Origin of the sequence: Paenibacillus sp. LC231, from assembly GCF_001860525.1 — a bacterium.
Classification (GTDB): Bacteria; Bacillota; Bacilli; order Paenibacillales; family Paenibacillaceae; genus Paenibacillus_AQ.
The window spans coordinates 26,993-40,819 of sequence record NZ_JFOM01000020.1 but is presented as its reverse complement, the minus strand read 5'-3'; the positions used below and the strand labels follow the sequence as shown (position 1 = coordinate 40,819).

Sequence of the window (13,827 nt, the reverse complement as noted above, 5' to 3'; positions counted from 1 at the left end):
GAGACGCCGGAGCGGCGTCTCTCTTTGCTTTTTCATATCCTTGGAACTAGTTGCTCAAGCCGGGCGAAAGGTCAGCCCTTCTTAAACACGGTCGCCTGATTCGTGTCCGGATCCCGAAACTGCCACAGGCGACTTTTTATATTGTTATAATGATTGCTATTATGACAGCCCTAAGCCAAGTGACATCACGCTGCTTACTTGGAATCCGTCTTCGGAATGATTGTCTTGGCAATGCGGATCAGCTCTTCGGCAGCGATGTCACCCGTGGTAGAGTTGAGCGAAAGCATGTAGTGATGTCCGGTGGTTGGTTCTTCATAGACCCAGTCCAGCTGCGCCAGTTGCGCCGAGTTTCCGCCGCTCCACGTTTTTTGCAGCACGTCCTGCCCGTTGATCTCGATTTTCCGGCTGGTCATGCCCGTGCTCTCGTCCCAGTAGGAGGTCACGCTTCCGTGGTCCCCGTTATTCAGAATGGTAAGGGAGACTTTTTTATTGCCGCTGGCATAATATACCGTCGAAAGCCAGAATTGATCGGTGAACTTCACCGGCATCAGGGCGTAGTCCTTCCCGGAGGCTTTGGCTTTTTCAAGCAGCTTTTTGGCGATGTCGGCTTTTTCCTGCTCGGTCAGCGGGGTCACATCAGTCTCGCGTTCCATGTGCACACTGGCGTTTTTGAACGTATATGTGCCCGAACCGGACAGTTCCTTGGCCAGCGGCAAACCGGGCACGTTCACCATGCTTTGCAGCTTGGCGAAATCCTTGACGGCATGCGGAGTGGATTTGATGTCGATGACATGCTTTGGATTATCCGGTACGACGTAAATGATGGCGGCTTCGCCCGGCTTGATCTGTTCGTCCCAGATGGTGTTCATGAGATGTATGCGGTTCAGTTCCTTTTTTGAATAGTTTTTTGGTGAAGGCGCCTGAGCGTCCGATTTCTCCTCATAGAGAACTTCCCCTTTGCTGTTGGTTAAGGAATGGTACTGTACGGCGGCAAATCCGGTCGATGCGGTAAGCAGCATGCCGGCCATTAAGAGAATGCTAACTTTGTATTTCACAAAAAATCGCTCCCTTTTAAGTTGTTTTTCCCGAATTTGGTTCATGACGCGTTCCTGGAGGGCTGTCCCGATCGGCTCAACCCTCTGAAAGAGTGGTTTCAGGTCCTGGTCGTTGTCCATGCTCATTCGTTTCTTCCCCCTCGGCCATGGCATAATGTTTGCGGAACTTGGCTGCGGCTCGCTGAAATTTTTTCCTAAGATAGGTCGTGCTTTGTTGCAAAATAAGGCTGATCTCATGATAGCTCTTGTCCTCGACGCAGCGCAGGATGAGCAGGCTTCGTTCCTCGGCGGTCAGCCTGGCCAGCGCCCGGAGCACGGACGGATTGTAGTATTTGTGCTCGATGACCTGATCGACATGCCGGTTATCCTGATCCTTCTGATACAGAAAGGGGAGGAATCGGGATAGCTTTCGCTTGCGGAGGTAGTCGATGCACTGGTTGGAGGCGATGCGGTACAGCCAGGCTTCGAAAGGCTTGTCCGGTTCGAATTTAGATAGATTGCGATAAGCTTTCAAAAAAGCTTCCTGGGTGCAATCTTCGGCTTCGGCATAGTCGCCAAGCATGTGATAGCAATAGTTGAAGATGGCTTTGTGGCAGCGGTTCATGATCAGCTCATATTTGTCGATCTCTCCCTTCAAAACATCAGCAACGATCTGATGGAATGCTGGTTCATCCAAGTGGTTTCACCCCTTTACAATTTGTATTACGTTTGGGCAAAGCACAAATGTGACAAATGGATTCAATAAATTTTGTTTGCAGGAGAGCGCAGTCACCAAAATCGGGTTGAAGTAAAGGAGCGGCTGTCCCGGATGGGATTGGGGAGAATTCTGCAACAAAAAGAGAGACGCCGGAGCGGCGTCTCTCTTTGCTGATTCATATTCTTAGCAATCGTGGCTTCACTGGGACCAGTGGTTAATCCGCTTTGAGCCCGGCTGCTTGGGTTCGATATTTGGAATCAAGGGAACCGCAGCTTCCCGCAATCTTAATAGATCGCCTTGGCATCCGCCGGCAGCTGCCGGACATGCTGCAGGAAGGAGGTAACGCGCTGATCCTGCCCCATATCGTATTCGAAGCCCAGCTGTTCAGCGACATAAAGCGCGGTTCTGCGGAACAGCGCTCCCATCGTAAACAGCGCCTCCCATACCTCTTCGTAGGTTCCGCGAGGGTAGGTGGACATCAGCTCGTTCCAGCTGTCCGATGACAGGTAGTTTTTCAAGTACTTGCCGTTCTTGCCTATGCTGAGCGAGAAACCGGTCTGGGTACCTACCTGCCACCCCAGCATTTTCATCAGCATCGGACGCATGATGTTGTGAAAGTGGTCTTGGGCATACAGTATTTCTTCCCGCCACAAGCCCTTGGCTACATACGTGGATACCCACCAGAATTCATTGCAGCAATCCTCGAAAAAGGCTGCCGACGGGCACTTTACCCAGAAATCCGCGTCGGAGGGAGCAGGAATATTGGGAAAGGCCTGATCTTTATCCATTAAGATCTGGATCAGTTTGTCTTCCCTGCAGTATTTCTCCTTCTCCTCAATGGGAATCAGGGTCATGTCAATCCGGTTGCCGTCGGTAAATAGCATCAGGTACGAGAACCAGCCTCCAAGATCCGGAGGGAACATGGCCATGTTTTCGGGCGTCTGCAGTATAATTCGTTCGCCGAAGACGTCGATCCAGTTCGGATCCTGAATAAAGCTGTCCATGTCCGTTACGTGAAAGCTGATATCGTAATCCTGGAAAATATCCTTCGGCACGTTGGGATTCGTTCGGGAGCCCTCCAGGGTCACGGCCCGAACCCGTTCGTCGCGGGCTGCGTAGCCCAATACCAAATCCATCATTTCTTGCTCGCTTCTCATGTTATCCAGCCTCCGCATTCATATTTAGATGACTCATGATTTGAATCGGACAGGTCTGGAGGTCCACGGATCCGGACCGTTGAAGCATGGCATGGATCTGGAGCATGTTATAACTTGTTCAACCGCTTTTTCATGAGGAGTTCTCCTTTCGCGGGTTATGCATTTATCTATATTAATTCTTCATGGCCTTAAAAGATTCCTCCGCAGCCTCAAGCGTAGCCTCAATGTCGGCATCCGTATGGGCAGTGGTCATAAACCAGGCCTCGTACTTGGAAGGAGCCAGGTTTACGCCGCGGTCCAGCATATGGCGGAAGAATGCGGCGAAGGCTTCGCCGTCGGTGTCCTGCGCTTCGTCATAATTCGTGACCGGGTGATCGCAGAAGTGAGTGGAGAAGGAACCCCGGATGCGGTTGATTGTGAGCGGAATGCCGTGGCGGTCGGCGGATGCCTGTAAGCCTTCCGTCAGCTTGATGGTCAAGCGCTCCATTTCTTCGTATACGCCTTCACCCTGCAGAACCTCCAAGCAAGCGATTCCGGCGGCGATGGAGGCTGGATTACCCGCCATGGTTCCTGCCTGATAAGCAGGACCGAGCGGTGCGACCTGTTCCATCACATGTTTACGGCCGCCATAGGCACCGATCGGCAGACCGCCGCCGATGATTTTGCCAAGAGCCGTAAGATCCGGCTGAATTGCCTCGTGATTGGCCAGACCGGCGTAGGTTTGGGTAGATCCGTAGTGGAAGCGGAAAGCGCTGATGACTTCGTCATAGATGACCAGCGAGCCGTTGTCGTGCGTCATCTGGCATAAGCCTTCGAGAAATCCCGGCTTCGGCATCACCATGCCGAAGTTGCCGACGATCGGCTCCACCATAACGGCAGCCACATCATCGCCCCATGCGTCGAGGGCAGCGCGCAGGCCTTCCAGATCGTTGAACGGAACGGTAATGACTTCCGTCGCAATGCTGGCCGGGATCCCGGCGCTGTCCGGAATGCCGAGCGTGGAAGGACCGGAGCCTGCTGCCACGAGGACAAGATCGGAATGGCCATGGTAGCAGCCGGCGAACTTGATGATTTTGTTACGCTTGGTGTAGGCGCGGGCGACCCGGATCGTGGTCATGACCGCCTCGGTGCCGGAATTGACGAAACGCACTTTATCCATGGACGGGATGGCGGCTTTCAGCATTTTGGCCAAAGTGATCTCAAGCTCCGTTGGCGTCCCGTAGAGGGTGCCGTTTTGAGCGGCTGCCGTGATTGCGGCCGTAATATGCGGATGGGCATGTCCGGTAATGATTGGGCCATAGGCTGCCAAATAATCGATATAGCGATTGCCGTCCTCGTCCCAGAAGTGAGCTCCATTCGCGCGTTTCATGAAAACGGGGGCGCCGCCGCCTACGGCTTTGAACGAACGGGAGGGGCTGTTTACGCCGCCTACGATATGCTGCAGCGCTTCTTGATATAGAGTTTCTGAACGGTTTCTTGATGTTGTCATCATCATTAACTTCCTTTCTTCATGAAGCAGGACAGGCAGCTAAAATGACATAGCTCCTGTCCTGCTTGCTGTAAGTGTATTAGTTACGATCCGTTGTTGCAGATGGAACAGTAGAGCTATCCGATTGACCATTCTCAGAATCGTTATTCTCGGAACCAGTGGTTTCAGAATTGCTTTCCGTACCTTCGCTGCCTTCTGTCTCAGGGTCAGGCGTTGGCGGATTTAAGATGTCCTGGATATACTGTTTCAGCGTATCTGAATTGCCGACCGTTAGAACGGCTGCCCCGCCGATATGTTCTTCTTTCAGGAGCTTCATCGGAGGCACCTGTTCGCTGCCGCTCATTTTACTCTTGTAGGCAACGTTCGCCAGCTTCCACATATCCTCAACATCGAGATTGGTATCGATATACGGGCTGACGGACTTCAGAATGTCCGGAAGCTTCATGATGGAAGTGGTGGTCTGCATTTTCTTGGCTACGGCCTTCAAGAGCTCGCGCTGACGCTCGGTGCGGGTAAAGTCGCCCATCGCATCATAGCGGAACCGGACATATTGCAGCGCCGCATTGCCATCCAGATGCTGCATGCCTTGCTTCAGTTCGATGTCGTATTCGTTTTTGTCTGCTTTGCTGGAATAATTCATGTCCTTCTCAACATAGAAATCAACCCCGCCAACGGAATCAACCAGCTTCATGAAACCCTGGAAATCCGTATAGACGTAGTATTGAACCGGAATGCCCAGCAGATCGCCAACAGCCTTCATGGCCGTATTCGGGCCGTGTGTAATGGCCGTATTGATTCGGTTTCGGTCATATCCGGGTATTTCTACGTAAGTATCGCGCAAAATAGAGAATAAGTGCATTTTCTTCTTCACGGGATCAATCGAGGCAACAAGCATACTGTCGGAACGAGGAATTTCGCCTTCCTCAAAACCGCGCGCATCCACGCCCATCAGCAGAATGTTAACCGTCTCCGTTCCTTCCCACTCGGGTGGCGCTGGTACTTTGGCATCTACCTTTTCAATTTCACGAAAAGGGGAGGACTCACCTGATTTCTGAAGACTTTGCAAGCCGTCGTAGAACGATGCCGCATAATAAATGCCGTAACCAATAATAGCGGCAAGGATGAGGCTGACACTCCATATAATCGTCTTCTTTGTTTTTTTGGTCATTGTGTTCTTCCTTTCGGATTACGCTGATGAATGAATTCGATAGAACATTTGAACATTCGACATTCATTCTATTATAATTTTTTTCGAAAAGACAATCAATTTTCGGGACTAAAGTCTGTATTTTAGGAGTTGAGCCTTATCGCAGATCAAACGCAGTTGACAGTTGGAAGCCAGGTGCCGGATTTTTCACTTCCGGCTTCGAACGGGGAGAAGGTAGCTTTAAGCGATTTTCGTGGACGTAAAGTCGTGCTGTTCTTCTATCCGAAAAATATGACCCCAACCTGCACGGAAGAGGCTTGCAGCTTCCGGGACCATTATGGAAGCTTGGAGCAGGCAGGGGCAGTCGTGATCGGGATAAGCCCGGATCCCCTTAAATCCCATGCCAAATTCATCGATAAGCATAGCCTGCCCTACTTGCTCTTGTCTGATGAGGAGCATAAGGTAAGCGAAATGTTTGACGTGTGGCAGATGAAGAAGATGTTCGGCCGCGAATATATGGGTATTGTACGCTCGACCTTCCTAATTGATGAGCAGGGAAAGCTGGCCGCCGAGTGGCGAAAAGTGAAAGTAAAAGGCCATGTCGAAGCGGTTCTCGCAGCCGTGCTGTCATAGCTATATGAAGAACGGTCCCTCAGCATGCCTGAACAGGCATGATAAGGGACCTTTTTTTAAATAAATAAGACCAGAGGTATAGGTCGGCGAAGGGAGAGTAGGGGGCCACCGGCTCTCGCAGCGGCTCGCCCGCGTTTGGCTATTTACCGAAAACGAGCTGTTTCGGGCCGGCAGACATAGGATCCTCTGTATGCTGTAAAAACGAGCTGTTTTTGAGCCCATTTGGACACTCGATCCGCTATTTACCGAAAACCGATCCATTTGGTAGGCCATTCGGACAGAGGATCCGTTAATGCACCCAAAATCACGAATTTAGCCCGCAATATCTTGCAATAGCGCATCTCATGTCCTCATACCTCCATTAAAGGGCAGAAAACAAAGGAATAGCGGAACCACAGTCCTCGAATATCATCAAATACTGCTAATCCAGGAGAATCGAGCTGTTTGGGAGTACCATGCGCTGTTGCCCGTCATTCGCTTGGTTCTCCGTCGATTCCAGGACCCAGCCACAACACCTGGCTTTTAGCGCGTTCACGGCATTGCCCCAAGAAGGTTCCGCTCCCCTCAAGGGTGGCGGATACGACATTTCCGGAAGAACCGGAGAAGATTCGCACGACCGCACCATTTTCTTGTCTGACCGGATGTTCTATCATCCCTTCCGGTTGTAAAATATCAAATCCTAGTCTTTTTTTGAAACGCCCTCCATATAATCTATCAGGAAGCCGAACTCATAGAAACGATGGAGGTAGAGTTGATAATGAAAAATATGGTGCGGGTAACATCAATTGCGGTATTTTTCGGCGTGTTGGCATTGCTGATCATGATCGGTATGGGGCTTGAGGTCCAGCGGCCGATAGACATATATGTGGAACAGGCTCCTCTGGCATCGGCGCCAATGACTGTAACTCGGCAGGATGTACAGGTGAAGCCCGAAGAGGCCAGCCTGCCAATCGTCACGACTGCATTCAAGAATACACCGGCCGTGAACGCCGCACCTGTTCAATATAAGAAACAAAATGACAAAACGGTATACCTGACATTTGACGACGGGCCATCGGATCTGACGCTGGATGTTCTGGATATTTTGAAGCGCGAAGGAATTAAAGGCACATTTTTTGTACTGGGCAAGGAGGCGGAGACCCGTCCCGAAATTATCAACCGCATCTATGAGGAAGGCCATGTGATCGGGAATCATACATATGATCATCGTTATGACGAGCTCTACGGGCATTTTCAGGATTTCTGGGGGCAGATTAAGAGAACGGAGGAAATCATTCGTTTAATTACGGGTGAACGGCCGCAGCTGGTCAGAGCTCCCGGGGGGACGGCCGGACATTTTGACGAAGCCTATTTTCAATACATGAAGCAGGGGGGATATCAAGTATTCGATTGGAACGTCGACAGCGGCGATTCCAGGTATCGAGGTGTTCCGGTTAAAGACATCGTCAAAGGGGCAACCACCAAAGTGAACGGCAATGAGGCGATCGTGCTTCTTCATGACGGTAAAGGGCATGCTGAGAGCGTCAAGGCCCTGCCGGAGATTATTTCCTATTATAAAAAGCAAGGTTATGCCTTTGACGTATTGTCTACTGAAGTCCAGCCTGTTCAATTTCGTGCACAGCAGAGTGCACGTAAGGCTTCGCAGCCTTCAAAGCAGTGGATTCGCGAACATGTCACAGCCAATGCCGCGCTATTTGAGACCGGGAGAACGCTTGCTGTGGAATTTGGAGGAATGGAGACTGCATTCGCGGCAGGTGAATACAAAATGGTGGACGGCCGGTTGATGGTACCGCTGCGATCCCTGGTGGAGCGGCTCGGCGGAAGCGTGACCTGGAAGTCTCACAACAAGACCGTACAGGTGACGCTTGCAGGGAATCGCTGGGAAGCCGACCCAGTGGGTGGCTTGTTATTCCCCATGCAAACAGGGGGCAAACCGGTGTCTTCGGATGTTCATTTAATCGGCGGTACCGCTTGGATTCCGCTTCGGGAAGCGCTTGACTTTTCCGGCCGCCCTGTTACAAGAGTTACATATGAAGAAAGCGAGTATCGCGTTCTAACTTTGTAGTCGAAAATTGCATTTTATGTTTGTAATTATGCTTCACAAGTTATAGACTAGTACTTAGAGATATTTATCACAATCCCTAAGATTGTTTCCGAATAAAGGAGGGGGAAGTTTCCCCCTGCTTTATTTTTGGCGATAGTGAGTCACCCATAAGTTCGCACTTTTGTAAGTGATGCATAATAGATACCGGTTATCCCAAAATTAAAGCTAGCCGGTTCGATCGTCGCCAAGTTCATCTTGGGAATTCACTTAAAGAAAAGGAGGCAATTCTTTATGACAGAAACATCTTCTCCACAGCCGTCCGAAACTCCGGAAAATGTTGTAGGAAACCAAGAAGCTGCGGCGTCCAGCCGTCCTGATGTGCTGCTCGAACAACTGCTCAAGCCCGAGGTTCAGGAATCCCTCACAACTCTCGTGGACAATCTTCCAAAACTTACGGAAATGCTGACCGTCATGACTAAAGCTTATGACTTCGGTAAATCCGTAGCTACGGATCCCGTGCTTGCGGAAGACACCATGGCTTCCCTTAGCGGATTCGCGAAGCCAATCACGACAGCAGCAAAAAGCGTTGCATCTGCAGCCATCGAAGCCGGAGACCGTGTACACGCTCAAGGCGACCAAGCTCAGATCGGCGTATTTGGTCTGATGAAAATGCTGAAAGATCCTCAGGTTCAAAAGGGTCTTCGCTATGCTCAGGCTTTTTTGGACGTTCTTAACGATCGCGACCAACAAAACAAGCGTTAATCCATAATCATACGAAGAACGGAGGATGGTCATGTCTAAACATATTTTAATTTTGGGCGGAGGCTATGGCGGCTTGCTTAGTGCGCTTTCTGCACGCGAGCATTTTGGTGCTGCTGCAAAAATCACGCTGATCAACCGTTTCCCAACCCATCAGATCATTACGGAATTGCACCGTCTGGCAGCAGGCAACATCGCAGAGAAAGCAGTAGCTTTGCCGCTCGACAAGCTTCTGCGCGGCGCGAACGTTGACCTGCGCATCGGCAACGTTAAGGAAATCAAGCCGGATGAGCGTTCGGTTTCCCTCGATGACGGCGGAAACTTCACCTATGATGCCCTGGTTATCGCACTGGGCAGCGAAACGGCATTCTTCGGCATTCCGGGACTGCAAGAGAACAGCTTCATTCTGAAGTCCGTGAACGATGCTAATCGTCTGCGCGCTCATGTGGAGTCCCGCATTGCGGAATACAGCAAAACGAAAAACAAAGCGGACGCTACCATCGTGGTTGGCGGCGGCGGCTTGACTGGCGTTGAGCTTGTTGGTGAATATGCCGATATGAGAAGCGAGCTGGCTCGCAAATACGGTATCGACCCACAAGAAATCACGCTTTATTGTGTTGAAGCAGCTCCTTCGATTCTGCCGGGCTTCCCTGCTGAATTGGTTGACCGCGCGACAACAAGCCTGCAGAAACGCGGCGTGAACTTCCTGACCGGATTGCCGATTACCAAAATGGACGGTACAACCGTTGAACTGAAAGACGGCAGCACGATCGAAACCAGCACATTGGTATGGACTGGCGGCGTACAGGGCAACTCCGTTGTGGCTAACTGCGGCATCGAAGTCAATCGCGGACGTGCGGTTGTTAACGAATTCCTGCAATCCGCATCTCACCCTGATGTATACGTTGCAGGCGACAGCGCGGTGGTTATGGGACCTGAAGGTCGTCCATACCCGCCAACGGCACAGCTCGCATGGCAAATGGGCGAGCTGATCGGCTACAACATCTTCGCTCAATTGAACGGCGGCGCACCAGCTTCGTTCACACCGGTATTCTCCGGTACGCTCGGCAGCTTGGGACGTAAAGATGCCATCGGTACCATTGGCGCTAACAAGACCCAATTGAAAGGTCTGCCTGCAACCTTGATGAAAGAAGCAAGTAACATGCGTTACCTGTCTCACATCAACGGTTTGTTTACACTGGCTTACTAAGCCTAGAAGGCGGCATTATATCCACATATAAAGAGATGGACCCGAGATTTTCGGGTCCATCTCTTTTTTATTTGCGCAGCCCAAACATAAGCAGATGGACTTAGGGACATCGACATGAAAACATAATACGATGATTACACCCGGGAGCGAGGGATACAACAGGTTCTTCATGGTGCTCCGGAGCGGGATGTTAGAGAAGGAGGTAAGGGAAAGGCAGAAGGTGAAGAGGAAGAAGAAAGAAGGTCAAACAGTTATGTAAGCGCTATCGTAAAAGGTTCGCAGTTTTCATTTTATGAAACGGAGGGAGCTTGTATGCGGGGATATCATCGTCTTCATTCCATTGTCACTCAACTGTTTTTGTTTTTTTTCATCGGCACAACACTCCCGGTTCTCATTATGGGGTTCCTGTCGTATAACAAATCGGCCTCGATCGTGGAGGAACAGGTCAGTAAAGTGGCTTCCCTCACCATCACCCAAGTCAGTGACAAGCTGAACATGTTCTTCAAGAAGCTGGACGACTCCTCGATGATGGTGCTGAACAGCAAGGTGGTTCACGGCATACTAGAGGATCAGAATATCAGTAAGTATGACCTGACCTTGAAGGTGAAGGAGGGGAAGGACCTGCTGACCTCCATCATGATTAACTCGCCGGAGATATTGGACGTGTACGTGTTTGACGTGCAGCGGAACAATTCGGTCCTCAGTGCCGATTCCTTGATGTCCATCCCGGACCAGTGGGATTCTCCATGGTATCGATCGATTCTGGAGGCGAACGGACAGGCGGTATGGTTCGGCTTGTCGGATACCTCCTACCTGAAGCAAACGGGAATGGGATTTCCGGTCTTCGGACTAGGTCGGGCGATTCGGAGCTGGGATACAGGGGAGATTGTCGGAGTCATGTTTATCGAGATTATGGGGGATGTCCTGATCGATGAATTAAACCACGTCCAGTTCGGGGACACGGGGTATATGTACGTGGCCAATGACGAGAATCGTTATTTCTATCATCCGGATCCTTCGATGTACGGGAGGCAGTCCCGGATCAAGCTGCCCTCGGATATGACGGAATATAACTTGAACAACAACAAAACGCTGATGATCCCCTCGCGCCTGAACAACGGCTGGCATGTGGTAGGCATGGTGCCGCTGAAGGAACTAACGGCCGATTCCGCCAGCATCCGGAGTTTCACGGTCTGGATTGTATTCGGATCGATTCTGGCAGCGATCGGCATGGGTTATTTCATGACGCGGAGAATCGGCAATCCGCTCGTTCACCTGAGCCGCTTGATGCGCAGAAGCGAGGCAGGCGATTTATCGGTCCGCAGCAAGAATGTAGGACCCAGCGAGATCGGTCAGTTGGGCAGAAGCTTCAACAAAATGATAGAGCAGATCGACCTCCTGATCCGGCGCATCGCCGCGGAGGAGTCCGAGAAGAAAAAAGCCGAAATCCGCGCGCTGCGGTATCAGATCAATCCCCATTTTCTCTATAATACGCTGAACTCGATCCGCTGGATGGCCAAGCTGAACCGGACGAATGACGTGGATCAATCGGTTACGGCTCTTGTTCATCTGCTGGAGGGGAGCCTGGAGCGCAATGGGGTGTTCATACGCCTTGGCGATGAACTGGAGCTGCTTCGCAAATATATGATCATCCAGAATTACCGCTATGACCACCAAATCGAGTTAAGGATCGATTGCCCCGAGGAGATGGAGGGCCTTTATGTTCCCCGGATGCTGCTGCAGCCGATCGTGGAGAATGCGATCTTTCACGGAATTGCCCCGCTTGATGAAAGGGGCGTCATTCAGATCCGGATTACATCGCAGCAGCAGGATGTCATGGTGCGGATCGAGGACAATGGAATCGGCATTAAGCCTGAACGAATAAAAGGACTGCTGTCCTATGAGCAGGATCACTCCAAGCATGGCATGACCCATATCGGCCTGCGTCATGTTCACCAAACGGTTCAGCTGTATTACGGCAGCAGATATGGGGTATGGGTGGAAAGCCCGAAAGGCGGAGGAACGCGGGTCACAATCACGTTTGCGAGACAAAGGGGGGACGATTATGTACAGAGTGCTGCTCGTGGATGACGAAGCGATCGCGCGTACAGGTCTGCGCTCAACCTTCGACTGGGAGAAGCACGGTTACCGGCTTGTGGGCGAGGCCTCGAATGGACAGCGGGCCATGAAGTGGATCGTAAACGGGGATTTGGACATTCTGATCACGGATATCGCGATGCCGGTCATGGACGGGTTGGAACTGACCCGTCGGACAAGGGAGCTTTGTCCTTGGGTAAAGGTACTGCTGCTCAGCTGTCATAGCGATTTCGAATACGTGCGCGAGGGCATCAGGCTTGGCGCTTCCGATTACATTCTCAAGCCGACGCTCGATGCGGACTCTCTGGTTGCCGTGCTTGATCACATGCGTCTGAAGCTGGAAGAGGAGAAGCAGATGCAGCGGATTCTGACCGAGCATGAGCAGCAGCAGCGGCTGAATAAGAAGAAGGCCGCCGAGAAAACGCTCTTTCAGGCGCTTTCCGGAGAGCCGGGCGCAATCGCCAGCCTGGAAGCACGAAATCTTAACGGCGCTTATATGCTGGCCGTGCTCCAGCTTGATTCTGATCCAGGGGCTGGCACGGCCGGGGTGCAGCACAAGGATTGGCATGACGAGATCGAGCGATTAATGGAACAGCTGTATGACCAGGTGCCGGAGGCGCTGGCAGTTCGGCTGGAGACGGACCGGATCGCTGTATGCTTGCCGTTAGGGGACGAAGCAAATCGGCAGGTTTTAGAGCACGAAGCGGCTATCCATCTGCCGATCCGATGCACCATGGGGCTCAGCAGGAGATATAACGGCATGGATAAGCTGCAGGAAGCGTTTCGAGAAGCTAGCGAGAGCCTGGAGGGCCTCTTCTTCCATCGAGATCAACAGATTCTTCGGGCAGAGGAGCTCCCTCTTACCGATGCCGATTTGGCCCAGAAGACGTCTGCTTCCGAGATGCATGCCCTTAGAGCCGCCCTGGCGGTCGGAAACATGGTCAAAACCGAAGAGCGGCTGCAGTCGGTCATGCAGCGCTGGCAGCCCGGACGGATGAAGAAGCAGGAGGTTCTCCGGGAAGCAGAGGAACTTCTGAGCTTGCTCGCTATGTTTCATCTTCCCGGCGGCCCGCCGCTTCCGCAGATCGGGGAAGTGGGCAAGCTTCGTTCGGTGGAGGAAGTGAAAGAGCTGGTGCTCCAAGGCTTCCATACCTTGCGTGAGGAGGCTATGCGGCACCCCTTACCGGAATCCACGCTGCATGAGCGGATCGTGCTGCAGGCCGTTCAATATATTAAGGCCCACTTTGCCGAGCCGATCTCCTTGCAGGAGGTGGCGGACGAAGTGGCCGTAAGCCGCAACTATTTTAGCGAAATGTTTAAGCGCGTCACCGGACATAACTTCATTGACTATGTGATTGATCTGCGGCTGAAACGGGCCAAGGAGCTGCTCTCCACAACATCGCTGCGCGTGTATGAGGTGGCGGATCGCTCCGGATTTAATGACGTGAAATACTTCAGCAAACTGTTCAAGAAGATGGTAGGCATGACGCCCGCGGAATACCAGGGACAGCATCGAAAATAATGGGAATTTCATAGGAT

At 51.8% G+C, this 13,827-nt stretch carries 12 protein-coding genes; 6 read left to right on the top strand and 6 right to left on the bottom strand.

Annotation, left to right across the window (positions count from 1 at the left end):
* Positions 1 to 194: 194 nt before the first annotated feature.
* From AK95_RS15460 to AK95_RS15440, 5 genes are all read right to left on the bottom strand, one after another.
* Positions 195 to 1,181, bottom strand: a complete 987-nt coding sequence (locus tag AK95_RS15460) for a DUF4367 domain-containing protein (protein WP_071220860.1) — start codon at positions 1,179 to 1,181, stop codon at positions 195 to 197.
* The gene (locus AK95_RS15455) at positions 1,132 to 1,731 is read right to left on the bottom strand and encodes an RNA polymerase sigma factor (RefSeq protein WP_071220859.1); all 600 of its coding nucleotides are present in this window, start codon (positions 1,729 to 1,731) and stop codon (positions 1,132 to 1,134) included. Before AK95_RS15455 ends, AK95_RS15460 begins: the two co-directional genes overlap by 50 nt.
* A gap of 305 nt (positions 1,732 to 2,036) precedes the next feature.
* Positions 2,037 to 2,909 (bottom strand): aminoglycoside 6-adenylyltransferase, encoded by an 873-nt coding sequence (locus AK95_RS15450; protein WP_071220858.1) that lies wholly within the window; start codon positions 2,907 to 2,909, stop codon positions 2,037 to 2,039.
* Between the two features lie 172 nt (positions 2,910 to 3,081).
* Positions 3,082 to 4,398 carry a glutamate-1-semialdehyde 2,1-aminomutase gene (locus AK95_RS15445; protein ID WP_071220897.1) on the bottom strand — a complete coding sequence of 439 codons (1,317 nt, stop codon included), beginning with the start codon at positions 4,396 to 4,398 and terminating at the stop codon, positions 3,082 to 3,084.
* A 79-nt stretch (positions 4,399 to 4,477) separates the two neighbouring features.
* Complete coding sequence (locus AK95_RS15440) at positions 4,478 to 5,566, bottom strand: LCP family protein (protein ID WP_071220857.1); 1,089 nt, start codon at positions 5,564 to 5,566, stop codon at positions 4,478 to 4,480.
* A 129-nt stretch (positions 5,567 to 5,695) separates the two neighbouring features.
* Between AK95_RS15440 and bcp the strand changes: the two genes are divergently transcribed.
* Entirely contained in the window at positions 5,696 to 6,178 is a 483-nt protein-coding gene (bcp, locus tag AK95_RS15435; RefSeq protein WP_071220856.1) for a thioredoxin-dependent thiol peroxidase, read from the top strand.
* A 470-nt stretch (positions 6,179 to 6,648) separates the two neighbouring features.
* Here bcp and AK95_RS33845 read toward each other — a convergent pair whose 3' ends face one another.
* The gene (locus AK95_RS33845) at positions 6,649 to 6,831 is read right to left on the bottom strand and encodes a hypothetical protein (RefSeq protein ID WP_235613127.1); all 183 of its coding nucleotides are present in this window, start codon (positions 6,829 to 6,831) and stop codon (positions 6,649 to 6,651) included.
* Between the two features lie 104 nt (positions 6,832 to 6,935).
* Between AK95_RS33845 and AK95_RS15430 the strand changes: the two genes are divergently transcribed.
* The 5 genes from AK95_RS15430 to AK95_RS15410 all read left to right on the top strand — a co-directional run bounded on the left by AK95_RS15430 (position 6,936) and on the right by AK95_RS15410 (position 13,810).
* Entirely contained in the window at positions 6,936 to 8,243 is a 1,308-nt protein-coding gene (locus AK95_RS15430; RefSeq protein WP_071220855.1) for a polysaccharide deacetylase family protein, read from the top strand.
* A 270-nt stretch (positions 8,244 to 8,513) separates the two neighbouring features.
* Entirely contained in the window at positions 8,514 to 8,984 is a 471-nt protein-coding gene (locus AK95_RS15425; RefSeq protein ID WP_071220854.1) for a DUF1641 domain-containing protein, read from the top strand.
* Positions 8,985 to 9,015: 31 nt separating this feature from the next.
* Positions 9,016 to 10,191, top strand: a complete 1,176-nt coding sequence (locus AK95_RS15420) for an NAD(P)/FAD-dependent oxidoreductase (protein WP_071220853.1) — start codon at positions 9,016 to 9,018, stop codon at positions 10,189 to 10,191.
* A gap of 312 nt (positions 10,192 to 10,503) precedes the next feature.
* On the top strand, positions 10,504 to 12,282 hold the full coding sequence (locus AK95_RS15415) for a cache domain-containing sensor histidine kinase (RefSeq protein WP_071220852.1): 1,779 nt from the start codon (positions 10,504 to 10,506) through the stop codon (positions 12,280 to 12,282).
* Positions 12,257 to 13,810 carry a response regulator gene (locus AK95_RS15410; protein ID WP_071220851.1) on the top strand — a complete coding sequence of 518 codons (1,554 nt, stop codon included), beginning with the start codon at positions 12,257 to 12,259 and terminating at the stop codon, positions 13,808 to 13,810. The genes AK95_RS15415 and AK95_RS15410 overlap by 26 nt, the downstream gene beginning before the upstream one ends.
* Positions 13,811 to 13,827 lie beyond the last annotated feature (17 nt).